Below are 24,767 nucleotides of genomic sequence, written 5' to 3' on the forward strand. Positions count from 1 at the left end.
TACACTGTCAATTCGAGTAAACGGTCTTAGAGGCTATCACTTCGCATTTAATCCTGGATTCTAAATTGGAGCTCATCATTCTGCACATCACAGTAAATAGGTGTTCCGGGTGGATACTTTCCCGATAAGATCTCCTTGGCCAGGGGATTTTGTATGAGATTCTGGATAGCACGCTTTAATGGCCGAGCACCGAAGGCCGGATCATAGCCCGCTTGAACCACCAACTCCTTCGCTTTTTCACTGAGGGTCAGGCTCAAGTCGCGTTCTTCCAAACGCCGGGAGAGCTTTTGTATTTCAAGTTCAAGAATCTGTTTCATATGACCATCTGAAAGACGGTGGAAGGTAATGACCTCATCCAGACGGTTGAGAAACTCGGGGCGAAAGGTACGACGCAGCAGGCCGTTTATATCCGGAAACAGCGAATCAAGATCATCATTACCGAGAATCAGATCACTTCCGATATTGCTCGTCATTATAATTATGGTATTGCGGAAATCTACAATACGACCCTGGCCATCGGTCAAGCGCCCGTCATCCAACACCTGTAGGAGTACGTTAAAAACATCGGGATGGGCTTTTTCGATTTCATCGAACAACACCACCGAATACGGGCGCCTACGAATGATCTCCGTTAATTGTCCACCCTGGTCGTACCCAACATACCCGGGGGGAGCTCCGATTAGACGGCTGACCGCATGTTTTTCCATATACTCGCTCATATCTATCCGGGTAAGGGCCTTCTCATCATCGAAGAGAAAACTCGCTAGGGTTTTCGCGGTTTCTGTTTTACCCACACCGGTAGGACCGATGAACAAAAAAACACCCGTGGGCTTACTCAAATCAGCAAGACCACTTTTATTCCGGCGAATGGCATCACTTACGGCCTGCACGGCCCGGTCCTGCCCTACAACACGTTTTCCCAGGATATCCTCCAGATCCAGCAGCTTATCAACCTCGCTTTGCAGCATCTTCGAAACCGGGATACCGGTCCATGTGCTAACAATCTTAGCGATATCCTCCTCGCTTACCTCTTCACGCAGCATGATATCCGAGCCTTCCTGACGATCAGCCAATTCCTGCTGAATTCGTTGTAATTCCCCCCGGGCTTGGGGCAACAGCCCATGATGAATTTCTGCGGCCTTCTCCAGATTACCGTCTCTGGTGTATCTGTTCTCATCCGCGGCCAAGGACTCTATCCTCTCCTGCAACTCACGCATCTTGGTGATAGTAGACTTCTCTTTCTGCCAGCGTATCCTCAATGCATCCCGTTTCTCCTGAACCTCCGCCATTTCTTCTGTAAGGTCTACGAGGCGTTTCCGGCTGGCCTGGTCCTTCTCCTTGGAGAGAGCCTGCTTTTCTATGCTTAACTGGAGTATGCGACGTTCAAGAATATCCAACTCCGTAGGCTGGCTTTCAATTTCCATCTTTAATAAGCTTGCTGCCTCATCCACCAGGTCAATAGCCTTATCGGGAAGAAAACGGCTGGTTATGTACCGGTCGGACAGCACAGCTGCGGCAACCAAGGCTTCATCCTTGATTTGGACCCCATGGTGTACCTCGTACCGCTCCTTCAGCCCCCTGAGGATGGAAATAGTATTTTCCACCGAGGGCTCCCCGGTATACACGGTCTGAAAACGGCGCTCGAAGGCTGCATCCTTCTCAATATGCTTTCGGTATTCATCCAGGGTGGTCGCGCCGATGGTATGCAGTTCTCCCCGGGCTAAGGCTGGTTTCAGGAGATTTGAAGCATCCATAGCCCCTTCTGCAGCCCCGGCACCCATGAGGGTATGCAGCTCGTCAATGAACAGCACGATGGCTCCATTGGATTTCCCAACCTCCTGGATGACGGCTTTCAGCCGTTCCTCAAATTCTCCCCGGAACTTTGTCCCGGCAAGGAGACTACCCAGGTCCAAGGCTAGGATGCGCTTATGTTTCAGACTATCCGGCACGTCCTTGGAGACAATCCTCCGGGCAAGCCCCTCTACGATGGCTGTTTTACCAACACCGGGTTCCCCGATAAGAACCGGATTATTCTTTGTGCGCCGGCTCAAAACCTGGATTACCCGCCGAATTTCATCATCCCGGCCGATAACGGGGTCAAGCTTTTCCTGCTCGGCAAGGGCGGTGAGATCCTTGCAATACCGCTCTAACGCCTTATAGGTCGCCTCGGGATCTTGGGTGGTTATCCGCTCGGTGCCGCGCACATCGCGCAAGACCGCTCGCGCCTTTTCCACCTCAAGCCCCTTGCCGCGTAGAAATCGCCCGAACTCACCCTCCGAGGCTAGCATAGCCAACACTATATGCTCTCCGGCGATGAACTCATCCTTGAATTTCTTAGCCTCTGACTCAGCCTCGGCAAGAATCCTGGCGGTATTCGGCGCAAGGCTTACCTGGGCAGAATCCCCGTGAACCCTGGGTTTTTTCTGAACCATGGCGGTAAGCTCCCGGGCGAGGGCGTCCGGGGAGACACCGAGATGGTTAATCAGGGAGGTCACGACCCCCTCTTTTTGATCGAGCATAGCCGACAATAGATGTTCCGGTTCAATCTGGCTGTGGTGATTCTGTAACGCCAGGGTCGAGCTATTCTGGATTGCCTCTTGGGCGGTTTTCGTAAACTTATCAAAATTCATCAAAGAGCCTCGTCATTTTTGCTTCTATCCCATAAGATAGTAATGGAAGTATTGTTCCGGCAACAAACGAGGAGAAGTCATGGAAGAGAGACATCCATATTTAGATAACAAGGTTGTGATCCTAAACGGATTTTCCAACGAGGAAATTGTGTCCATCATGAAAGCGGTTCGGGCCACCTTCGACCCTCCGGCAGACTTAATATTCGCAAAAACCACCCCTAATTCCCTCGAGATGAAGCTTAAGGAGCTGATTGTCGACATGAGCGAGGACCATGAATACCTGAAGAAAAATCCTCCCCAGAAAAAAGGCTAGGGCTTCGATAGTGTACAAATACTTGTAACCTTCAGGCCGCCGGCACCATCCCTGGGTCGGGTGCCGGCCTGAACCACCATACCTGATGTAGATTACAATCTCTTGCGCATTTTACATCTACTACCCACGACATGAGGCGTTCCTCAGAGCAGTGCAGCCTGAACTGGAACCCGTCTCCCCGGGGCTATCAACCCATTCCTACAGCCCTGAGGTGGCGTACATCCAGCTCAAAGACAGTTACCTCGCCGATACTCACCAACTTCTCGTAGCCGTTACGCTGAAAATACCGCCGGGTACCAAGATCTGAACGGTTGACCGGACAGACGACATGGTCAATCCCCTGGGGAAGGTCGGCAAGCAGCCGTTTATGGAATTTGCCCACCACGCCGAGGTCCCGGTACTTTGCCACCAGGTAGTCTGCAGGCATCAGCACCGTGGATTCCGGCGGTTTTCGTTCACCCACCGCCCGGAGGATCTGAATGAACTGGGCATTTGTATCGGAAGAAGCAGCCGTCTCGGATTCAGGGGCATTTGAATCACCTTTATTCCCCATACCCTCATCTTGGCTTTCAAAACCCCGATCCCCTGGTGTCCCAGCCCCGGATGCAGCATGGGATTCCGAACTTAGCTCCAAGACGCCTTCAGGCTGCTCAGCGTCATCCCCGGTCCAAAACCGCGGAGCATACTCCAGGAGGTTATCAAGCCGGAGCAGCACCGAAATTCCATTAAGCCGGTTACGCCGGAAGGCACCGTAGACCAGACCGTTTCCGGAAAAGGCATAATTGATCATCTTTTCAGCGAAAAGCGGATAAAACCGCCTCATATCCCCATACTTTTCCCGCAGAAACCGCACTACCAAATCTGCCTCCTCGGCCCTCAGCTGGGCATACTGGAAGCTGCTGGTATCCTGACGGAACATCCGAATAAGGTAATAGACATTAACACAGACAATGAACCCGTTGGTGGCAACGATGGGCCAGGCTTGGATGAGCACCCCGTATGCCACGAAGAACAAACACCCGATGAGGTTGATGATCCGTAATTTTACCAGGGAAACCATCACTAGGGAGAGGGCCACAAAAATCGACGCGGCATACCCAAGAAGTTCTGTCATTGATAGGCTCCTTTTCTTGACCCCGGAGGGTTACTCCCGTATTATCCCATACGATGACTGGTAAGGCAAGAAAACCCGCTGGCATGGGACCCTTACCGTATGCACTGAATGCCGAACGAGGATGCCCATGAAATTCAGACAGTGTATCCAGACTATAGCTCCATACCAGCCGGGGCTTCGCAGCCAGGGCAGTATCAAGCTTAGCTCTAACGAAAACCCCCTGGGGCCGAGCCCCCGTGCTATGGATGCGGTTAGGGAAACGGTACCGATGATTCACACCTACCCTGACGGTGCGAACAGGGAGCTCACGGCGGCCATTTCGGATCGCCTTGGGGTGGGGAGCGATCAAATTATCATTGGTAACGGAAGCGACGAGTTGTTTCTCCAGATTGCGGGCATCCTGTTGGAGGGTGATTCGACTGCGGTTAGCGCTCGCCAGACCTTCAGCGAATACCGGTTTTCCGTCGCGGTATTCGGGGGAACCATGCGCGAGGTGAATCTAAGCCCCCAGGGTCGATTTGATCTCCAGGCCATTCTCCATGCGTGCGATGATTCAACCAGACTGGTATTCATCTGTAATCCGAACAATCCCACCGGTACCTACCTCACCCACCGGGAACTGTTGGATTTTCTCACGGTGATGAACGACAGGTTTCCCGATGCTCTGGTGGTGGTTGATGAGGCATACCAGGATTATGTTACCGCTCCGGACTTCCCCGATTCAGTAGCCCTACTCGCCTCATGTCCGAATATGATTATTACCCGGACCTTCTCGAAGATTTACGGTCTGGCCGGGTTACGGGTCGGATACGCTGTGTCCCATCCTGAGGTTATTGCCCAGCTTAAACGGGTAAAGCAGCCCTTCAATGTCAACCTCCTGGCCCAATCAGCCGCCCGGGCGGCCCTGTCGGACGAGGATTTTCACCACCGAAGCCGGGAGATTAACCAGCTCAGTAAAACCCGACTTACCGGATTGTGTGATAGCCTGGGATTTTCCTACTTCCAAACCCAGGCGAATTTTCTGTGTATTACCCTGGCGGAGGATCTTGGGATCGAGAGCGTCGAATTGCCTCCGACCGCTCTGGGGGAGTACCGTCTCCCCGATGGGGTGAACAATCTCTCGAGTTTCGCATTCCGTCATTTCAATGAATACGGGGTAAGTATTCGTGCACTGCAGTCCTTCGGGCTTCCCTCGGCGGTTCGAATCACCCTTGGCATGGATGAACAGATGCAGGGAGTATATCAGGGACTGGAGCGCCTTGCGGAACTCGCTCGGAAGGGATCATGAACCTTTCCACCCTGGTTTCCCAGTTTAGCTTGGCCCTGGGGGGCGCCTTGGTACTCAGCCTGCTGCTATGGATCCGGCTCCGGAGGATTCTTGCCGATCCCCAAAAACGGCCGGGGTATATTGCCGGGGATGTACCCATCTGGATGTACGTTCTCGGTGCCCTGGGAATCGGACTTCTTACGGTACTGATTGTGGGTGGCATTTTACAGGGATTGAATTGGTTTCAGCCCTTCACGTTTACCGGCGCCCGGCTGTCTCAGCGCTACTCCATCAGGGAATTTTCACCGACCTGGTCGACGGTGCAGTCCTTGATAGCTATGTTCTTACGATCCGCCGCCCTTGAAGAACTGGTGAAGGTCTTCTTGATTTGGCTCATAACCCGGGGTTTGACCACCCGGGCGTATTCGGTATTAGCACCATCCCAGCGCTCCACCTTCATTACCGTGGTTCCGGTTTTCTTGGGCTTCATATTTGGAATCGGATTCGGCGCAGGGGAAACCCTTCTGTTTGCCCTGGGGAATTTCCAGCTCCTGGTACTACGAGGTTCCACCGCTGTTATCCTTCACGGGGTAACTGCCGGAATTGCAGCCCGCTCCATTCCCGCCAGGGAACTAGGATTGCGTTCCTGGGCCTGGATAGCCGCAGCCATGGGCATTCATTGGCTGTATAACCTCTTGCTGGCCCTTCCTAGTCCGTTTAACTACCTGGTGTTTGTATTGCTTGCCGGAGCCATGGTCCGTATCCTCGGGGGGATCCGGGCAACCCAGTAGGAACCCCTACATAGTAGCGGAACCGGCTGAAACTATTCACTGCTTGGGCCTGTGCCCTGGGTTGGATCGCGGATGGTGCCGCCATATCTTCGGATAGCGCGCAAATTGTTGCAATTTTTGACCTTGGCCACACTACCCGTGGATAATAAACCAGATGGTGCCGCTTTATTTGGCGTAGTTTACAACCTTCTATGCACTATGTATCTTGGTGTGCCCTCCAGCCTATTGTGCAATACGGTTTCTTTGCCCACTGGAGCCGGTCCCCAGCCTGGTTTCCCCGGTTTCAACGGCCATCCGGGAAGAAATCTTTTTCCACTCCAGCGGTTGACACATTTTTGGGTACTCTGTATAGTACCACCATAACGACGCAGGGTAGAGCAGTTGGCAGCTCGTCGGGCTCATAACCCGGAGGTCGCAGGTTCGAGTCCTGCCCCTGCTAAATCTCTTAAAAAGAGGAAGTCCATTACCACAGGGTGATGGACTTTTTTTTGCCTTGATCATGGAAGGACTCCTGCACCAGGGAAGGGTTGTTTGCTCGTATCCGTGCTGGAAACCCTATCCAACAGAATCCCCATACTAAAATACCCAAAAAGAGGGGCAGCCCCGCCAACGGACTGCCCCGAAATGATGTCTTACCTATGGGGATTAGCTTACTGCCAAACCCTGACATGGTCGATTTTGAAATACACATCGGATGTTACATCAATGCTGCCTCCGAGTTTCCCCCCCATGGCGAGATTAAGGATCAGGTGAAATTGCTGGTCAAAGGGCCAACCCATCCACTGTTCCGGGGTATGTGGGTTATTGTACTCACCCAGCTTTTTATTATCATAGAAGAGGATGATCTTATCTTCGGTCCAGTAAATTGCATAGGTATGCCAAGCGGTGTTTATATCGGCGAAGTACTCTCCCCCCATACCTTCTCCTGCATAGCCATGATCGACTCCGGAGTTGCTGAAGGTGTGTACGGTCCCGTGGGCACTACCGGCCCCTCCCCAGTACGGGAAATTGGTTGCATGCTCCATGATATCAATCTCGCCGCTGGCAGGCCAGGCATTGCCGTAGGTATCGGTTCCAACCCGGGGATCTCGGTAGACGATATCCGTGGGTAGCATCCAAATCGCCGGCCAGGATCCGCCTTCCACAGGAACCTTGGCACGGATTTCGATAAATCCGTATTTAAAATCCTTCAGCCCCATGGTTTTAAGTCTGGCACTGGTCCATTCTCCCGTTGCCGGGTCGTGTCTTGCAACGATATTCAAAACGCCCTGGTTATCCACATAGGAGTTCTCCCGGGAGTTGGTGTAGATCTGTGCCTCTCCGTTTCCCCACCGGTTATCGGGACCGAAGGGATTGTCCTCATCCAAATCGTATGTCCAGTAGGCAGGATCAGGAGCACCGGCCTGGTTAAAATCATCCCGCCACACCTCCGATAGGGATGCTTTGATCTGGGAAACGTCGTATATCGTCCAGGTAACGGTAGAGGTCACCGGAGCATTCTGACCTGACGCCGTGAGGAAGCCGATATCTTTAATCTCTACTGATCTTCCCACATCGGTTCCCAGGAGCAGCGCGAAGGCCACGAGAATATTTTTATTATTGATCTGGGATACCGGGATGTTGATGGTGGTCCAGGAGGCGAGAGATCCTGCGCCGTAGGTGCTTAGAGGTACGGCATCAATCTGGTTTGTTCCGGTGACATCCTGGAGGATGAACCGGATATCCGATGCAGCGAGGCTGGCGGACCGAATGGTGAACCGGATGGTTTGGACCTGTGAAAAATCATAGTAGCTGGTGCCGTCCGCCTGCATGGGAACCTGACCGAGGGTTCCGCCGCTGAAGTACTTGAGCGGGGCGTTGGAGTTAACGGTCATAGTTACTACGCCATCGTTAAAATCCATATCTGTTGTTGCATCCCAGCCGCCGATGGCGAAATCTGCAACGGTTCCATTGGACAACTCCGACCAGGTAGCGCTGGTGAGGGTTCTGTCAAGGTACAATCCGGTCTGGCCAGGTTCCGTTGGGTCCGTTGGGTCGGTCGGGTCCGTTGGGTCGGTCGGGTCCGTTGGGTCGGTCGGGTCCGTTGGATCGGTCGGATCTCCGGGATCGGTGGAAAGAGTAAATTGTGACCAGCTGGACACCGAGGCCAGCTGCCCCTGGGGTACGAGGGTTTCTATGCCGTTTCGCTGATCCAATACAGCAATGGCAATTTCTGAGCCGGGTACAAAACTTGGGTGGTTCGCAGTGAAGGTGTAGGTTCCATTGCCGTAGGTCATTGCCGCATGGGCTGTCACCAACCCTAGGCCATTGCCCTCTGAAATATACACCCGTGCACCTGTACCGGGACTATCCACCGGAAATTCAACGAGAAACGAGCCTGACTGCATCTCCTTGATGGTGATTTGCCCCGCAGGTCCATCCAGCTGAATACTTCCGGATACCGGTTGGGTCGGATCATCGGGATCCTCTCCGGGGTCAGGGGTGCTACCATCGCCATATTCTACCGTCGCCCAGGTCGAAGGCGTGGCCAAATTCCCCTGGGGTATCAGTCTCTCTTGGCCGTTGCGGAGTTCGAGCACAGCAAGATGAATCGTAGCTCCGGTTGTAAAGCTGGGGTGTGTAAAGGTGTAACGGTACTCCCCCGCCTGCCATTGCATATCCTGACTCGCAAGCACCAGTCCCATACCGTCGCCCTCAGAGAGGTAAAGCCTGGAAAAACTGGCGGGGGTTGCTGCTGGGTAGCGGATGGTAATCTGTTGATTCTCCATACCGGATACATAGACGGTTCCCCCGGAACCTTGGATTACCGAACGGGAGAGGACCTGCCCGTCAGAAGCCGGATCAGCGCTGAAGGGTAACAACCCCCCTTCACATCCAGCCGTAAAAAGCATGAGTAACAGAGCAGCTACCCATGGATAGAGTTTCTTCATTAGTTTGCTCCTGGACACCGAGAGAAGCCTGGAATGGAACGCGTTTCCATATGAATGGCTCCTGGGTGTGGTATTTTCTGTTTCCCCCGTCTTCCCCCCGGAACCGTATGCATACCGTTTATACAGGGATAAACCGGGTTTTGTTTGTTGTCAAGCAAAACTATAAAAATAGCTGAATCGTATTCACTATAGTTTCTTTTTATTAACTATATCTATTTAAGGTGTATTTAAGGTTTATTCCTCTAAGGTATTTACAGGCAATTGTGAAAGTTTTTTGGGATTGCCATGGGAGGAATCAAAGACACATGCATTCTTCTCCGGCCCTGATTGCCTACATGGTATTTCAGGGATCGTTTCACAATCTACTTTTTTGGAGGCGCTTTTATGAAAAAAGCACTAGGTATCTCTGCAGCATTGTTGCTTGTACTCATCTTAGGATCCTGCGACGTCATGGGTGGCGAGGTAGTTATTCTAGGTTCGATCTACGGAGCTGCGAACCCTGATACCGAACTGAATTTTAACAACGCGGACACGGGTATTTTGACCGAAGTGAATGCCTATGGGACCGAGGTTTCACTAGAATTCTCCTACACCTATGATTCTAAGGAACGGACGGGACGCATTGACTTTCCCGCTGGCTCAGTAATGAAATATGCTGATTTCGAGGTCACTAGAAACGCCGAAGAACTGCTCATACCCTGGCCTACCGGGGGTGGCGGAACCGCAGAACGAACCTTCTATCTCGAAGATTAATAGTTGCTGGCTGCCGGCGTACCTTGGAGCATCTCCTCAGGCCGGCAGCCGCCCACCCTTCCCAATTTTAGGGCACCGGACCCAGCCCCCTCCCATATCCATGGTATACTAGTGCCATGGAAAACAGCATAACCGTCCTAGTCGAAAATCTGGTATACACAAAAAATCTCGGCGCCGAACACGGGCTCTCCCTTTTCATCCGCCACGGAGGAACCTCAATCCTATTCGACGCCGGTCAGAGCAATCTTCTCCTCGCTAACGCCCAGGAACTGGATATCTCCCTGGACAACATTGATCATATCATCGTTAGTCATGGCCATTACGATCACACCGGGGGCTTACAGACCGTGGTAGAAAAAAACCCCAAGGCTTCTCTACGGATCTCCGATCTTGCCTTCGACCAGCGCACCAATGCCGTGAACCAGAATATCGGGATTCCTCCCGGTATACCGAAGGAAAAAGCCAGTCGCATTACCACTCCTGAAGAAATCGTGCCGGGGGTGTACTGCATGCCCCGGGCTGAGATACTGGATGAAAAGGATACCCATTTTACCGGGTTCTCTGTTTTTCGAGACGGGTCATGGCAAATCGACACCTTCGAGGACGAACAGTCCCTGGTCATAGTGAATGCGGATAGCATCTCTGTTATTAGCGGTTGTTCCCATCGAGGAATTACCAATATTGTTCAAACTGCGATGAACTATTTTCAACTCCCCGTAGATCTTATTCTGGGGGGATTTCACCTCTCCAAAGAACCTAATATTCGTCCGACCATTGAACAGCTTCGAGCCCTAAAACCCCGACGCCTAGGTGTGTGCCACTGTACGGGGATGAATCAATACTGTTCAATAAAGCAATCCTTGAGTACACCCGTCGAATACATGTACACCGGCAGAACTATTTCTTTAAATACGGAGGCATAATCTTCCCATGCGTTCCACTATCCGCCTCGATAATTGGCAGTTTTCTCCGGCTTCCTCCCCCGACCCCCCCGCCTGGCAGGATATAACCCTCCCCCACACCATGGTGGAACTCCCCTACAATGGTTTCGACGAGGAAGAGTTCCAGGTAACCGGGTATTACCGTTGTGTCGTCTTCGGCTCCTTGGAATGGCACGATAAGGAGGTGATTCTCGAATTTGACGGGGTTATGGGCGATGCAAGGGTATCTGTCAACGGTGAACCCATTACATCCCTCCAGGGAGGATACATTCCCCATCAGGTGGCCATCCACCCCTACCTCAATCTTGGCCAAGAAAACCTCATTGCGGTAGCCCTGGACTGCCGGGAAAACCCTGAAACCCCGCCCTATGGCCGGGTGGTGGATTTTCTTGGTTTCGGGGGATTATACCGCCCGGCGAGACTGATCATCCGCAATTACCTGCACCTGGAAGATCTCAGGGTTACCACCATTGGCATTGGCGAAGGGCACCCGGGATTTACCCTGGGTGTACGTATTTCTCCTGGGGGTTCACTAGACCAGTCTCACGATGCGGAGGGCCTTCAAATCACCCTAACCCTCACCTCCCCGGAATCCGTCCCTTGGCATTCAGAGCCCCTAGCAATACAAGGCGCGGGGATAGATCTTAGCTTTCATCCCCCGGACCTCATTCTTTGGGAACCCGATAGGCCCCATCTCTACACCCTGAGGGTGGATCTGATAGCTCCGGGAACCACCCTCCTTGACCGGATTGAGATGAGAACCGGGTTTCGTGAAGTGGCATTTACCCCGGAGGGATTTTTCTGCAATGAACAGAAACACTTCCTTATTGGCCTAAATAGGCACCAGACCTTTCCCTACCGGGGGGCAGCAATGCCGGAACGCATCCAGCGTCGGGATGCGGAAATCCTCCGGCAAGATCTGGGCCTGACCGTGGTCCGAACCAGCCACTACCCCCAGGATCCCGCATTTTTGGACCGCTGCGATGAGCTTGGCTTATTCGTCATGGAGGAGATTCCAGGGTGGCAGTACATCGGTGACGATTCTTGGAAACAGCAAAGCCTCCGGGACTTGGAGGCCATGATCCGAAGAGACCGACATCATCCATCGGTGGTTCTCTGGGGAGTGCGCATTAACGAAAGCCCGGATGACACGCCGTTTTACCGGGAAACAAACGCCCTGGCCCGGGGCCTTGACCCAGGGCGGCAGACCGGCGGGGTCCGGAACTTCGCCAGGAGTGAGCTACTTGAGGATGTGTACACCTTCAACGATTTCAGCCACGACGGCAGCAATCCGCCCCTGCTCCCAAAACACCGGGTAGCACCCAGATCCGCGCCCTACATGGTAACCGAGCATACCGGGCACACCTTCCCCACAAAACGCTACGATCAGGAGGAGCGCCTGATCGAACATAGTCTGAGACATCTGCGAATCATTAACCACGCCCTGGCCATGAAGGGCCTCGCCGGGGTGATCGGATGGTGCGCCTTCGATTACCACACCCATCGGGAGTTCGGCAGCGGCGATCGGATCTGTTATCACGGGGTGTATGACGCATTCCGACAACCCAAGTGGGCAGCCGCTGCGTATTCGTCTCAGATGCCCCCGGAACGCCGTCCGGTGCTCCAGCCCCTGAGCCTCTTTGCTCTAGGAGAGCGCAACGGCGCACTCACCATGCCCCTGACCATCCTTACCAACTGTGATTCCCTGCGGATTTATCGAAATGAGGAATATCTCGGTGAGTTCTACCCGGACCGCCGCTCTTGGCCCCATCTACCCCACCCGCCGGTACACATCCAGGAACTGATAGGAACCCGCCTTAGCGCATATGGCTTCTCTCTCCGGGCTCAAACCCGCCTCAAGAGGATATTCGGCGCCATCATGGAAAAGGGCGAAAAGGGGATTTCACTGCTTCAAAAACTACAGTTGGCCGGGATTGTCCTTCTCCGGGGCATGAGTCTGCTCCAAGCCCGGAGAATGTTCGAAGCCGTTAGTACCGGCTGGGGGGAACCGGAGCAAATCTGGAGGTTTGAGGGAATAGTTGGTAACCGCCCAGTGCTGCAGCGCAGCTTCGGATCCAGCCGGGCTTCAGCACTACTGGTAGACCCGGACAATACACTGTTAGAAGCTGGGAAACCAGACGGAACCCGGGTAGCCATATCCTTGGTTGATCAACACGGTAATACCATGCCCCATGTAAGTGAGGCTGTACAGGTAGGGTGCACCGGCCCCGGCCATCTCGCCGGACCGCGCCAAGTAAGCCTGACCGGTGGGGTGAGTGCCCTTTGGGTCCTCACTACCGGCGAACCTGGAATCATCACCCTAACCGTGTCCTCCCCACGGTTCGGTGTATCCTCCCTACGCATAGAGGTACGATCTGCACCGGACGTGGCTCGGTAAAAATGGAGTTTTGAAAGAGGCTCTTGACAGTATCACTCCAGAAAATCGAAACTAGTAATGGGTATATTTAAACGAAGAGCCAATTGAAAACGTCATCTGCACATGGCTTGTACAATAATTGTAAAAACGTAACGAGGTACTATTGTGGCACGAGGAACTATACATCAGACCATCGATTTATTACAGCGAGCCATCACCCAGCTTGGGGCAGAACTCCCCCCCGGGCAGGTGGAGAAAATTGGCGTTATGGTAAACAAGGCCATGAGTGTCCAGGGTAGGACCTTTCACACCCCTGAACATGTCTTGGCTCTGGCGGATCGAAGCAATCCCCACATCACCTTGGCAGCCCTGTTCCATGACATTGTGTATTTTCATGTCGACGAAGGTTTTTTACCCGAGATTAAAGAAATTCTCGAACCCTACCTATCCACCAATGCAGCCGGCGACCTGACAATTTCCCAGGGAATCAGCCGAAAAGACCGCGCCTTTTGGGGTACCTGTGCAGTCTTTGGATTCAACCCCGGGGATGTATTGAATCCCTTCTCCGGAATGAATGAGTTTCTCAGTGCCCTGGTCATGAACACGCTGCTGGTGGGGTTACTGAAAGATCAGGATTTGTTCATTACCACACCCTGTATAGAAGCAACCATACCCTTTCGCCCCACCACTCCCGAGGGGAAGAGTCCGGCGGAGGTATTGGCCGAACGTCTTAAGCGGATCAACGTACAATTTGAACTCAGCCTTCCTGAGTCCGGCATTGATACCTCGGTGCAGTGCGCCGTACAATTCGCAAACCGGGACGTAATGAACTTCGCCGAGGAGGACGTGGCGCGTTTCTTGGATAACACCTGGAAACTCCTGCCAGAAACCAACCCCGCCCTCCGCCACCAAGGAATATACACCATCGGGCACTACCGCCATGCTCTTCAGAAAATGCTCGGGTTCTTAACCGGGCTTGAACCCCAGCGGGTATTTTCCCAGTACAAGGGGGAGCCGTCTGATGAAAAATACCAACGTCTGCTGGCCGGTGCTGACCGGAATCTAAAAACAGCCCGCGACTACCTGGGAATTAAACTCGTGACGGCGGTCATTCTTGAGGCCTTTGCCATGGCTACCGGGGGTGATGCTCCTATTTCCCTGTTCCTCGGCGATTTGGATCCCCATGGCCCCGGGGGCAATATCGAAGATTACCTTCCGGAGGTTTCCAAGGACAAAAAGCCTAAAGATGACCGACTCTTCGCCCTGCTTTCAGAAGGACGGGCGAACGAATCCTACTTCGACCTAAAAAACTCTCCCCTGTCTTGTTTCATCTATCAACACCTCGGGATAGAAGAATGCCGAGTAGTTAAGAGTAAAACAGAAGAACTTATTGCCGGTTCGATTTCCCCAGAAGGCTTTTTAGCAGGGCTTCCCCGGGAGATGGTTTCGGCTGTGGCCTCGGCCATCGGGACCATGGCATGGACAAGAAAAGCCGCCCTGGACTCACTCATGGCAAGACTGAGATCCTAGGACGCGGCCCGTCAGACGTCAGCGTACCTAAAAGGGGGTACCCGTATGGCTGAATGGCTTGTACTGTTCCAACCTGAGCCTAGGGTTCCTCCGGGAATGAGCTCACATCAGCCCCACGGCCGAAGGTGATCTCATCTCAAATTCCGGCCCTGCTGAGCTCCTCCCGCCGAGTACGCGCCCCCTCTTCTAATCCCCGGGCATTCATAATCAGCATCTGTAAACGGTTCTCGATATTTGCAAAACTCGTATCCGGGTCATAGTCCAAAGAGAGAATCTGAATATGGGGATACAGCTCCTTGAGTTTTTTAATCATCCCCCTCCCGGTGATATGGTTCGGGATACACCCGAAGGGATTAATAATGACGAAGGAGTTTACCCCCCGTTTTGCCAACTCAGCGATCTCTCCCGGAATGAGCCAGCCCTCTCCGGTGGTATAGAGGGGATCAATGATCCCCTTCATGGATTCCATCATATCTGTCAGATCAAAATGCCCCTCATAGAGGTGGAACGCCTGCAACTCCCGTTCCACCTGGTGAACCATCCACGCAAATAACTTGGATGTTACCCGGCCGACAACCGTGGATAACTGGGGGAAGGGAAGCAGCCTGCGTGCCGCCTTGATGGAATCGATTACAAAATCTCTTCGAAAGAAATCACTCAGGGTCGCCTCCACAACCTCCAAGCCGTTTTGTTCCAAATAGGATTCCACATGACCGTTAGCTACCGGGTGAAAGTTCATGAGTATCTCGCCGATTACCCCGACCCGGGGATTCCGTGTGGTCCGATCCACTTCGATCCGGTTAAACCGCTGGACCATTCGCCGAACACTCTTCCGTACCCCGCGAACCCCCCGGTGCACGGATTCCAAGATATCCCTCAAGGATGCTTCATAAGCCCTCTGAGCCTCACCGGGACTTCGTTCATAGGGCCGCACCATACGTACCAACCGCTCAAGAGCATCAATGGCCGGAAGCCCGTGCATCATCTGCAGCCGGAACCCCAGCCCAAGACGGAACCCGGGATGAATCCCCTTATCATCTCGACCGGTGGTAATAATCGGAACCTCCGAGTATCCTGCATCGTCCAGGGCCTTTCGAGTGAGGGGTACATAGTGTCCGGCCCGGCAGTCCTTGCAGTTATTAGCAATACCCACGGCTGCCCTGGATCCCTTCAATATCCCGGATTCCAGACTGCGCAGAGCCTCCCCGATGTTGATCTGCGCAGGAAAACAAATATCGTTATGAACATAGCGTTTTCCCAGCTCAATGGCTCGTTTATCCGCCAGCGGCATTACCTTGACCCTGTAGCCCTTGGATTCTATCACCCTGCCGATGAGCATAGAGAAGGATGGCGAAAGATTCGGAATCAGAATGGTCCGTCCCTTCCGGTCCCGTTTGGTAAACATGGTTTTATATGGGTTATCCAGGGGATTCCAATGATACCGGCTCCTCTGTAGCCGCCGTTTCGCCTTGATGGTTTCTATGAAGGAGGTGATCCGAACATGCAGAGGCCCGAGATTTTCCCCCTCGTCAAGTTTCAGGATGAGCATCTCCTTCTCAGATTTCGCATGGAGAATCCGTACCATCTCATCGCTAATTACTGCATCATGCCCGCAACCAAAGCTTACAATCTGCACGAGCTCCAGCCGGGCGTTCTTCGCCACCCCCATGGCAGCAGCCAACATCTTCCCATGAAAGGGATTCCACACATCCATCCGGGAGGCCCCCAGGTCTTCCCGTCCGAGACTTGGCAGGGAATCCAGGGTGAGCACCGGAATACCCAGCTTTGTAAAATGCTTCGAGAGGGAATGGCAGACCAACTCGTCATAGTGATAGGGCCTGCCGGCTAGGACGACGCCGAACTCACCTTCCTTCAACCCTCCAAGAACCTGTTCGCCAGCCTCTTCCAGGGTACGTTTGTACATGGCCATAGCCCGTTCCCCCACCTCGATGGCCGTGTACACGATTCTATCGGATACTCCAAAAACTGCCCGAGCCCAGGATAGAATCTGCTCATCCTTGCGCTGTTTGTCATACCAATGGAATACCGGATTATCCAGGGGAATTCCGTGGCGACCCAAAGGATCATCGCTGTTCCGAATTACCAGGGGATACCCAGCGACCACGGCGCACATATGCTTGCTGTCCCGGGCAGTGGTAATTTCGGAGGGCACACGAATCATCATGGGCATAAAAATCCGATCTACCCCCTTGGCTATCAGATTCTCAACATGTCCATGGGCCAACTTCCCCGGAAAACATACCGTATCCGAGGGAACCAGGGGTAACCCTTCCTCGAAGAGCGGGTAGCTGGACCGGTCGGACACCACTACAGTACATCCCAAGGCTGTAAAAAAGGCCTTCCAAAAGGGCAGACTCTGATAGAACTCCAAGGCTCGGGGCAGCCCGATGCGGATACCAGCAGATTTCCCCTTGAACTCACCGCCATAGTCCTGGACCAGCAGCTTATTCTGGAGTTCGACCAAATCCGGAACAGCCGAGAGTTTGGTATTAATATCCTTCAGGCGTTGACGTACCCCCGGATCATGGGCCTCCCCCAGAACCTGGCCGCGTTCACAGCGGTTACCTGTCACATAGATCCCCTGACCCGGAAACTCTACTGCAGTCCGATTGCAGTTATTCGAACAGAAGGGGCAAATCAGCCCCGGGGTGGTCCGATAGGTGAACCCCTCGATCCCTTCTAAACCGATGAAGCTGCTAGTGCGCGGACGTCTCTCCATATCCTGTTTGGTCAGCAGGGCTACCCCCAGGGCCCCCATCTCTCCCGGAAAAGGCGGCCGCACCACCCGCTTGCCCGTATAAAGCTCCATGGCCCGCAGAACTGCATCGTTCTTAAAGGTTCCCCCCTGTACCATGATGGTCTCTCCCAGACTATCAATGTTCGATACCCGGACAACCTTGGTGAATACATTCTCGATAATGGACTTACACAACCCCGCCAGAATATCGCCGGTGGTTTTGCCGTTCTTTTGTTCGGTGATGATGGAGCTGTTCATAAACACCGTACAGCGGCTTCCAAGGCAGGAGGGCTCGGTGGATTCAAAGGCCCGCTCCGCAATCTCCTCCAGGGGTATTCCCAGGCTCCTGGCGTAGGTCTCGATAAAGGAACCGCAGCCGGCTGAACAGGCCTCATTCAATACAATCCCCGTGACAATACCCCCATCCAGTTGAATCGCCTTCATATCCTGGCCCCCGATATCCAGGATGAATCCTACATCCGGGTTAAAGCGTTTTGCCGCCTCTGCATGGGCTACGGTCTCAACATTGTGGTAGTCGGCCCTGAGGGCTGCAGCGAAGAGATGCTCAGCGTAACCCGTCGTTCCAACCCCTAAAACCTCGACTCTGGGATTGTTCTTCTTAATCTGGAGTAATCCGGTCTTCAGGGCTTCCAGGGGCTCACCGGCATTTCCGGAATAGTATCGGTCAAGGATCACCCCATCCTCGCTAATAAGCACCATCTTGGTGGTCGTAGAGCCTCCATCAATCCCTACATAACCCCGGGCACGATCCGCACCGGCATGTGATGGGGTTGGCGTACCACGCTGATCGTCCGACCCGGCACTCCCTGGGACCAAGCCGGTACTCTGATCGTCCGGCCCGGCACTCGAAGAAGCCTTCGCCTCACACGATTCGATCCCCCATACCCTGGAATGACGCTGGTAAAACTCGGTACGCTCTCCGTCATGCAAAAATAGGGGCCGGGAGGAAAAATCTGACCCGTTTACATCCAATCCTTCAGGAAGTGCTGAGCCCAGCCCCCCCGCCTTCCCGGAAACTGCTTCAGACACACCGGTTGGGAAAGAACGATCCAGACCTCGGCCCGGAGAGGGGTGTTGGAGCATGGCAAGTCCCCGATCCAGGGAGAAATCACAGGGCTGCTGGGGAAACATCCCGTCCCCCCCAAGGGCAGCACCGTAGGCAACCAAGATCTCCGGCTTTGGAGGGAGGATGATCTGATCCTCCGTCAGCCCCAAGCGCTGGGCGAATACCTGGACAAGTACGGGGTTAAAGGTCAGCGGGCCGCCCTCGAAGATAACCGGGGGATGAATCTCCATTCCCTGGGCAAGTCCGCCGATGGTCTGTTTGGCAATAGCATGAAAGGTTGAAAGAGCGATGTCTTCCCGGGAAACCCCCTGATTCAGCAGAGGCTGAATATCTGTTTTAGCAAAAACACCGCATCGTCCGCTGATCTCGTATACCCGGGATCCATTCTTGGCAAGAGTGCCGAAATCCTCGGGCCGTACATGGAGCAACTCAGCAATTTGATCGATAAAGGCACCGGTTCCCCCGGCGCAACTGCCATTCATCCTCATATCCGAGGCAATGAGCTGCCCGGTCTTCTCGTCCTGCCTGAAAAAAATAACCTTCGCATCCTGGCCGCCCAGTTCAATTGCTACCCTGGTTCGGGGGAAGAAGGTCTTTACAGCGAGGGTATTTGCCACAACCTCCTGAATAAAAAATCCACCGGTACGGGAGACAAAGGATTGACCACCGCTCCCGCAGTAGCTCACCCTCCAGGGGACCGAACCGAATCGTTCCGCCAAGTCTTCAAGTACATTCCGCACCACCAGACTCGGTGCAGCGTTATGCCGCTGGTATCGGCTGTAGAGAAGTCTAGTATCGGCTGGATTCACCACCGCCGCTTTAACCGTGGTAGACCCCACATCTATTCCGACAAGAAGGTAGGTAGTATTCATATCTGGAGATATGCTATCCCATTGGCTATTTTTGGGCAATATACTGGTTATGCTGGACTCTTTTTCCCAGGAGAAGTATGTTGAATGGTACACAATGCGAAAACTCCCAGAACCCCGGTTCTGAAAGAGGTGTACACAATGATAGGAAAACTTGAAGGCCTGATGTTAGGATCCCTCCTGGGTGATGCCTACAGCCTAGGCGCCCATTGGATATATGACACGGATCGTATCGATGAACTCTACGGCACCCCCGAAGGGCTTACCAACCCCCTGCCCGATTCTTTCCATCCCGGTAAGACGGCAGGCGATCAATCCCCCTACGGCGATCAGATCTTGATTCTCATGGAATCCCTTCTTCAATGCCGTACCTTTGACCAGGGTGATTTTACTGCCCGATGGAAAAAGACCATGACTGAGTACCCGGGCTACCAAGATCATGCCACCAAGGTAACCCTGCAAAATCTTTCAAGAAAAAATCCTCCTGTCCCCTCGGGTTCAACCTCCACTGATCTATCAGCCGCTTCCCGAATTGCCCCCCTGGCGGTGCTTTACCATGAAGACCTGCCGTCCTTGGTAGACGCTGCAAGGTCCCAGAGCGCGGTGACCCACAACTCCCCGGGAGTACTTGAGGCAGCGGATTTTTTCGCCCGGGTTCTCTACCGGGTTCTCGGGGGCGAACACCCTACCCTGGCTATGCACCAGGTTATTTCCCAGGGGCTGTATAGCAAACAGACCACAGATTACATCAATGCCGGTTTGAACCATACCACTGCAAGCACCCGCCAAGCCGTGGCCGACTTCGGTCAGGCCTGCGGGATTTCCGGAGCCCTCCCCTCAACGGTGTACATTATTAAGAAACACGAAGGCAGTTTTCTCCACGCCCTGGAGCAGAACCTTTTGGCAGGAGGAGACAGTTGCGCCCGAGGCCTCGCTATTGGTATGATCCTTGGGGCATTTCACGGAGCATCAGCCCTTCCGGACTCCTGGCTTTCCCAACTGAAGGCCAAGGACGAGGTCGTTCATTTTCTTGACAGTGTAATCCTCAGGTAAAGCATTCCCAATTACCCACCGACTCAAAGATTAGTTTTTTCCGTGATGAGTTAAAAATGGTTTGGGGAGAACCGATAATAGGTGCTATAGTGTGGTTGTAAATTCTGGTACTAATAGATAGGAATTCTTGTGATAAAAAAAAGTAGCCTTCATATCGAAAAACGACCCCTTTCCCTTAAAAACAATGGCCACCTTAGCCTCTTTCCCGTTGGTACCGGCAGTGCCTTCACCAAAAAGCTGTACCAAAACAACGTTCTCCTCATCAAGGGAGACCAGCATATCATGGTAGACTGCGGCACCCGGACTCCCGAGGCCTTCTATACCCTGGGAGTACCGATCACCACCATCGAGAACTTCTTGGTCACCCACAGTCATGCAGATCATATCGGCGGTTTAGAAGAGGTCATGCTCATGGGCAGGTATGTGACCAAGAAAAAGCCGAATATCATTATAACCCCCGAATACCAGAAGATGCTCTGGGAATACTCCCTCCGGGGCGGGGCAGCCTACAACGAGCGAAACGGGGGCAGCCTGCTGCATTTTGATGATTTTTTTACGGTGTACGCCCCTGAACCGGTGACCGGTCTGGGCAGGGATGCGTGGCGGATTGAATATCGAGGCTTTTCCCTGACCCTCATCCGTACCATGCACTACCCCGATAGTGCGAAATCATGGCGGGAAAGCGCCTACTCCATCGGACTGGTCATTGACGACCGCATCTTTTTTACCGGGGATACCAGGTTTGATCCCGAACTGATCCACGCGGTAGTGGACTCCTACCCCATCGAGTGGATTTTCCACGATGTCCAGTTTTTCCCCGGGGGTGTCCATACCCCCTTTGATGATCTCCTAACCCTGCCGGATCAATACCGAGAGGTCATGCACCTCATGCATTATCCCGATACCTTTCAGGAAAAAGAACAGCTGGTACTTGATAACGGCTTCGCTGGCTTTGTACATCAGCATCATTACTACGATTTCCCAGCAGTCTGACCCCCGGCACCTGAATCACCTCAAATTCCAGGGGAAAATCCTGGGGTTCGATCCATCGGACCTCACCGTCTAACTGCATGGGAAGCCTACCGTGGTAATCCACCACCATCTTCGCTGCCCGGTGCAGACCCACCCGGGGATCCTTCCCGTGGCTTCCACGGTAGAGCTGGGATTTAAGAGCGATGTTCTGGGCTACCGTACCCAGGGGAATAATACAGACATTCTCCTCCCCGGGCAGTACGGGCAATCCGTTTCCGTAGGTACGAAAACCGCTGGCACCCATGCAGATGATCCCCGGGATTAATGCTGGCACCTGGAAATTCTGTACGGTTTCCGAAGCATGGGACTCCCTCGGATTCATTCCGCGACCCTGGCCGGCCGGCTGCTCCGTGGAGCCAGGGTACGTCTGCAACCGGATCCGGGCCTCTCCCAGGTTGTATCGGCTCTTGTAGGAAAGAACCCCCAGGTCCGCGGCAAACTTATAGATATTACCGGGTAAAATCCGCTTATACCGTTCTGAGAGGAAAACCACATAGGCATCCAACCCGAGACCGGCAATATTCCCCGCCACAGCCACCTCACCCCGGGCCGTGGTCACCCGAACAGCCCTGGCCTCAGGAGCCGCCAGACCCGCCCGGGCATACAATACCCCGGCTATATCACCCGAGGATAAAAGATCCACTCCGTCATTCCCCGTTCCCATGGGGACTCTGCACAGCCCAACCACCGCGTCATCCGCCCCCGGTGAAGAACCCGAGGTACGCGCCGAACCCAGAGATGGACCATTCCCCGCCCCGGATCCCAGGGATTCTATCAACCCGTTCAGAACCTCCAAATGGGTGCCGTCACCCCCGATGCTCATGATGAGATGCTCCGGCCGATCCGTTTCTCGGGACGGAATCCATCCCCGAGCCCCCTCGGTTTCTGGAGAATACGGCCAATCCCGCCCTGACTCGCCCTGGGATCGGTTCTCCCGGGAAGAAGCCGGGGGATACTGATCATCCTCCTGCACTCCAGCCAGCTGGAACCGGTCCAGGATATCCCTGGCAATAATACTGCCACTGCCCGGAGCCTGGGTGGGGTAAATGCTTATCCGTGCCCGGGCTTCAGAATGGGACATGACCATCTCCATAGGCAAAAACGCCTGGATTCGCGATTCCAGATCATCAAAAAACTGGTTCCGCACAGCCTCCCGCATGAACCCCCCGGCGGCGGGATTAAGGATAACATGCAGCATGGGTCTACAACCCCGGGATTCACTCCAATACGGACTCCGGGATATGATGTGCGCACATAACTCGGTCAGGTGCCGGGAAATCTGTTCTACGGTCATTGGTCCCCTCTCTGGTGCCCTCCGCCGGCGGATACTGGGTGTAGAATTTGAGGCAGGGTATACACATCCCCGACAGAATCCACAAGAATCCCCCCCATTCCCAACTCCAGGGCTGGCTCTATATCAACGCCGAATCGATCACCCACAGAAATACACTCCCCTGGGGGTAATTCCAGAGCCTCACAGGCGGACCGGAAGGGCTCAAGGCTTGGTTTTGATTTCAGGGTCGTATCCAGCCCCACCAAAACCCGAAACCCCTCCCCGATCCCCAGGGCATTCAGGGTTCGCCGGGCAAGGTCCACAGGATTATTGGTTACAACCCCGAGGGAGTACCCTTCCGCCAAGTGAAAAAGGGTGTGCCTAAGGTCGGGATCGGCCGTCAAAAAATCCTCCGGACGAATTTCTTCATTCCGCCAACGTACGCTGGTGGCCATATCCACCCCGAGAGCCAAGAAGGTATTGCCGAGACTAGGCTTGTTACCCCGATGTCCGGCTGCATACCCGCGCCGAAACTCATCGACCCTATGACCAGCCTCATTCAGCTCCCAGCCCATCTCCTCCGCCAACCGCCGAACCAGCACCGCTTCCTGATGCTCAGCGTACTCCCGGTGGGTGTACAGGGTATTATCCATATCAAAAATTAATGCCCGCCCTCGGGGCGGCAGGGAAAACACTCTCATGGCATCATTGTAGATTGCCAATATGGAAATTAGCAAGTAAGTTTAGACAGTGAACGGCATCTTCCATTATTCCACAACCTACCTCCTTGCCCTCCGGGCCGGATTCTCTGCAACCGATGCGCAAATCTTAGCCTATGCAGCCAACTATGTGGATCACAACCTCGTCCCCCTTCAAATCCGTCTGCCCTCCGGACAGGTATACCGGACCATACCGACCCACCATTTCGGATTCTGGGATCCCAGCCAAGAATCATCGGTATGGCTCCCCTTTCATTTTTTTCCCTCGGGCGACCAGGCATGCCGGGAATCCTTCCGGGGTGATTCGAAGGCCAGAAGCTCCAATCAGGCAGCCCTAAACACCCTGCCCTCCGGCGCTCCAGTCAAAGAACTGCTCATCCAGGCCCTCAAAACCCGAAATCTCTACCGGATCGGCATAGCCCTCCATACTTTCGCGGACTCCTGGGCCCACCAGGAATTCACCGGCCGCAACCAACCATGGAATACCCTGGAATCCCTCTCCCCCGTGCCCCCCATCGGCCACGCCCAGGCCGGCCGCAACCCCGATGCCTACCACACCATATGGTACGACCCTCGGTTAACCCCGGAACACCGCATCATCCTCAACCGCCGGAGGTTTATCGCCGCTGCCAGGAAGATTTACCGCTATCTCGCCGCCTACAACCACCGATCCCTGGACAACACCGACCTGGTCATCATGGAATTGGAGCAAATCCTGGGACCCCAGAATTTCTCCGCCAGCTACGAAGATTATTTCTGGGAAAAAACCGACGAAACCCGGCGCAGCAAACCCTACAGCCTCCAAGGGCTTGCCTGGAAAGCCGCTCGCCAGTTTGGTTTCTCCGGTCCCCTCCCTCCGGCTCAACATCTTGGTAAGACCGATGAAGAGCTGGAACTGGACTTCTCCCTGGCCCTGAATCTGGCCCCCTACCACCGTCAGGAGTGGAAAAGCCAAGCCGTCGAACTCCCCGACGCCCCGCTCCTGGATGACCAGCAGCAACGCCGGAGCGACACCTACCTCTGGCTGAAACATGAACTGGGGGTGAAACAAAACCTACTGGAACCCCAGGTTGTCACGGCAAAACCCAATTTCGAGCATTCCCACTATTACGCCTGGATGGAGGCCGCTAAAGAACAGGCCAGGGAAGCCGAGGGGATTATCGCCAATACGGTGTAATCTAAGGGCCTACCCGAGGACGACTATCTCCATACCAGCCCGGGTATGAGCTGGTACGACATACCATCCTATGTCCCCAGCCCACAAATTCCGTCACCCCCACCCGAGCCGATCAGGTCCGGCACTGATGTATCCACATCGGTCTTCATCACA

General features: G+C 53.9%; 16 protein-coding genes and 1 tRNA gene. 11 read left to right on the forward strand and 6 right to left on the reverse strand.

Going from position 1 to position 24,767, the window contains the following annotated elements; genetic code table 11:
- Positions 1-47 precede the first annotated feature (47 nt).
- Entirely contained in the window at positions 48-2,630 is a 2,583-nt protein-coding gene (gene clpB, locus DC28_RS01440; protein WP_037544828.1) for an ATP-dependent chaperone ClpB, read from the reverse strand.
- 79 nt (positions 2,631-2,709) lie between these two features.
- On the opposite strand from clpB, the gene DC28_RS01445 reads away from it, so the two are divergent.
- The gene (locus tag DC28_RS01445) at positions 2,710-2,943 is read left to right on the forward strand and encodes a DUF3783 domain-containing protein (RefSeq protein WP_052078313.1); all 234 of its coding nucleotides are present in this window, start codon (positions 2,710-2,712) and stop codon (positions 2,941-2,943) included.
- A gap of 187 nt (positions 2,944-3,130) precedes the next feature.
- Here the strand turns inward: DC28_RS01445 and DC28_RS16080 are convergent, their stop codons facing one another.
- Positions 3,131-4,057 (reverse strand): PQ-loop repeat-containing protein, encoded by a 927-nt coding sequence (locus DC28_RS16080; RefSeq protein WP_081941771.1) that lies wholly within the window; start codon positions 4,055-4,057, stop codon positions 3,131-3,133.
- Positions 4,058-4,184: 127 nt separating this feature from the next.
- Between DC28_RS16080 and hisC the strand changes: the two genes are divergently transcribed.
- The 3 genes from hisC to DC28_RS01465 all read left to right on the forward strand — a co-directional run bounded on the left by hisC (position 4,185) and on the right by DC28_RS01465 (position 6,554).
- Positions 4,185-5,345, forward strand: coding sequence for a histidinol-phosphate transaminase (gene hisC / locus DC28_RS01455; RefSeq protein WP_037544831.1), 1,161 nt, complete (start codon positions 4,185-4,187; stop codon positions 5,343-5,345).
- Positions 5,342-6,115 (forward strand): PrsW family intramembrane metalloprotease, encoded by a 774-nt coding sequence (locus DC28_RS01460; RefSeq protein ID WP_037544833.1) that lies wholly within the window; start codon positions 5,342-5,344, stop codon positions 6,113-6,115. The genes hisC and DC28_RS01460 overlap by 4 nt, the downstream gene beginning before the upstream one ends.
- A 366-nt stretch (positions 6,116-6,481) precedes the next feature.
- Positions 6,482-6,554 (forward strand) — tRNA-Met (locus DC28_RS01465).
- Between the two features lie 211 nt (positions 6,555-6,765).
- Here DC28_RS01465 and DC28_RS16340 read toward each other — a convergent pair.
- On the reverse strand, positions 6,766-9,045 hold the full coding sequence (locus DC28_RS16340) for a glycoside hydrolase family 16 protein (RefSeq protein WP_052078314.1): 2,280 nt from the start codon (positions 9,043-9,045) through the stop codon (positions 6,766-6,768).
- A gap of 384 nt (positions 9,046-9,429) precedes the next feature.
- Between DC28_RS16340 and DC28_RS01475 the strand changes: the two genes are divergently transcribed.
- From DC28_RS01475 to DC28_RS01490, 4 genes are all read left to right on the forward strand, one after another.
- Positions 9,430-9,798, forward strand: a complete 369-nt coding sequence (locus DC28_RS01475; protein ID WP_037544835.1) for a hypothetical protein — start codon at positions 9,430-9,432, stop codon at positions 9,796-9,798.
- Positions 9,799-9,914: 116 nt separating this feature from the next.
- Complete coding sequence (locus tag DC28_RS01480) at positions 9,915-10,721, forward strand: MBL fold metallo-hydrolase (protein WP_037544836.1); 807 nt, start codon at positions 9,915-9,917, stop codon at positions 10,719-10,721.
- A gap of 7 nt (positions 10,722-10,728) precedes the next feature.
- Positions 10,729-13,137 (forward strand): glycoside hydrolase family 2 protein, encoded by a 2,409-nt coding sequence (locus tag DC28_RS01485; RefSeq protein WP_052078315.1) that lies wholly within the window; start codon positions 10,729-10,731, stop codon positions 13,135-13,137.
- A gap of 144 nt (positions 13,138-13,281) precedes the next feature.
- On the forward strand, positions 13,282-14,646 hold the full coding sequence (locus DC28_RS01490) for a hypothetical protein (RefSeq protein ID WP_052078316.1): 1,365 nt from the start codon (positions 13,282-13,284) through the stop codon (positions 14,644-14,646).
- A gap of 136 nt (positions 14,647-14,782) precedes the next feature.
- On the opposite strand, the gene DC28_RS01495 is transcribed toward DC28_RS01490, so the two are convergent.
- The gene (locus tag DC28_RS01495; protein ID WP_052078317.1) at positions 14,783-19,363 is read right to left on the reverse strand and encodes an acyl-CoA dehydratase activase; all 4,581 of its coding nucleotides are present in this window, start codon (positions 19,361-19,363) and stop codon (positions 14,783-14,785) included.
- 138 nt (positions 19,364-19,501) lie between these two features.
- On the opposite strand from DC28_RS01495, the gene DC28_RS01500 reads away from it, so the two are divergent.
- Complete coding sequence (locus tag DC28_RS01500; RefSeq protein WP_037545106.1) at positions 19,502-20,413, forward strand: ADP-ribosylglycohydrolase family protein; 912 nt, start codon at positions 19,502-19,504, stop codon at positions 20,411-20,413.
- Between the two features lie 129 nt (positions 20,414-20,542).
- On the forward strand, positions 20,543-21,406 hold the full coding sequence (locus DC28_RS01505) for an MBL fold metallo-hydrolase (protein WP_238565741.1): 864 nt from the start codon (positions 20,543-20,545) through the stop codon (positions 21,404-21,406).
- Here DC28_RS01505 and DC28_RS01510 read toward each other — a convergent pair.
- Positions 21,300-22,739: a diacylglycerol/lipid kinase family protein gene (locus DC28_RS01510; RefSeq protein ID WP_037544841.1), complete on the reverse strand. Its 1,440-nt coding sequence runs from the start codon at positions 22,737-22,739 to the stop codon at positions 21,300-21,302. The genes DC28_RS01505 and DC28_RS01510 overlap by 107 nt on opposite strands.
- Positions 22,736-23,419 carry an HAD family hydrolase gene (locus tag DC28_RS01515; protein ID WP_037545111.1) on the reverse strand — a complete coding sequence of 228 codons (684 nt, stop codon included), beginning with the start codon at positions 23,417-23,419 and terminating at the stop codon, positions 22,736-22,738. The genes DC28_RS01510 and DC28_RS01515 overlap by 4 nt, the downstream gene beginning before the upstream one ends.
- A gap of 49 nt (positions 23,420-23,468) precedes the next feature.
- Here DC28_RS01515 and DC28_RS01520 point away from each other — a divergent pair, with 49 nt between their 5' ends.
- Positions 23,469-24,614 (forward strand): DUF6765 family protein, encoded by a 1,146-nt coding sequence (locus tag DC28_RS01520; protein WP_037544843.1) that lies wholly within the window; start codon positions 23,469-23,471, stop codon positions 24,612-24,614.
- The last annotated feature ends 153 nt before the right edge of the window (positions 24,615-24,767 follow it).

Origin of the sequence: Spirochaeta lutea (assembly GCF_000758165.1) — a bacterium.
In the GTDB taxonomy this organism is placed as follows: domain Bacteria; phylum Spirochaetota; class Spirochaetia; order DSM-27196; family Salinispiraceae; genus Spirochaeta_D; species Spirochaeta_D lutea.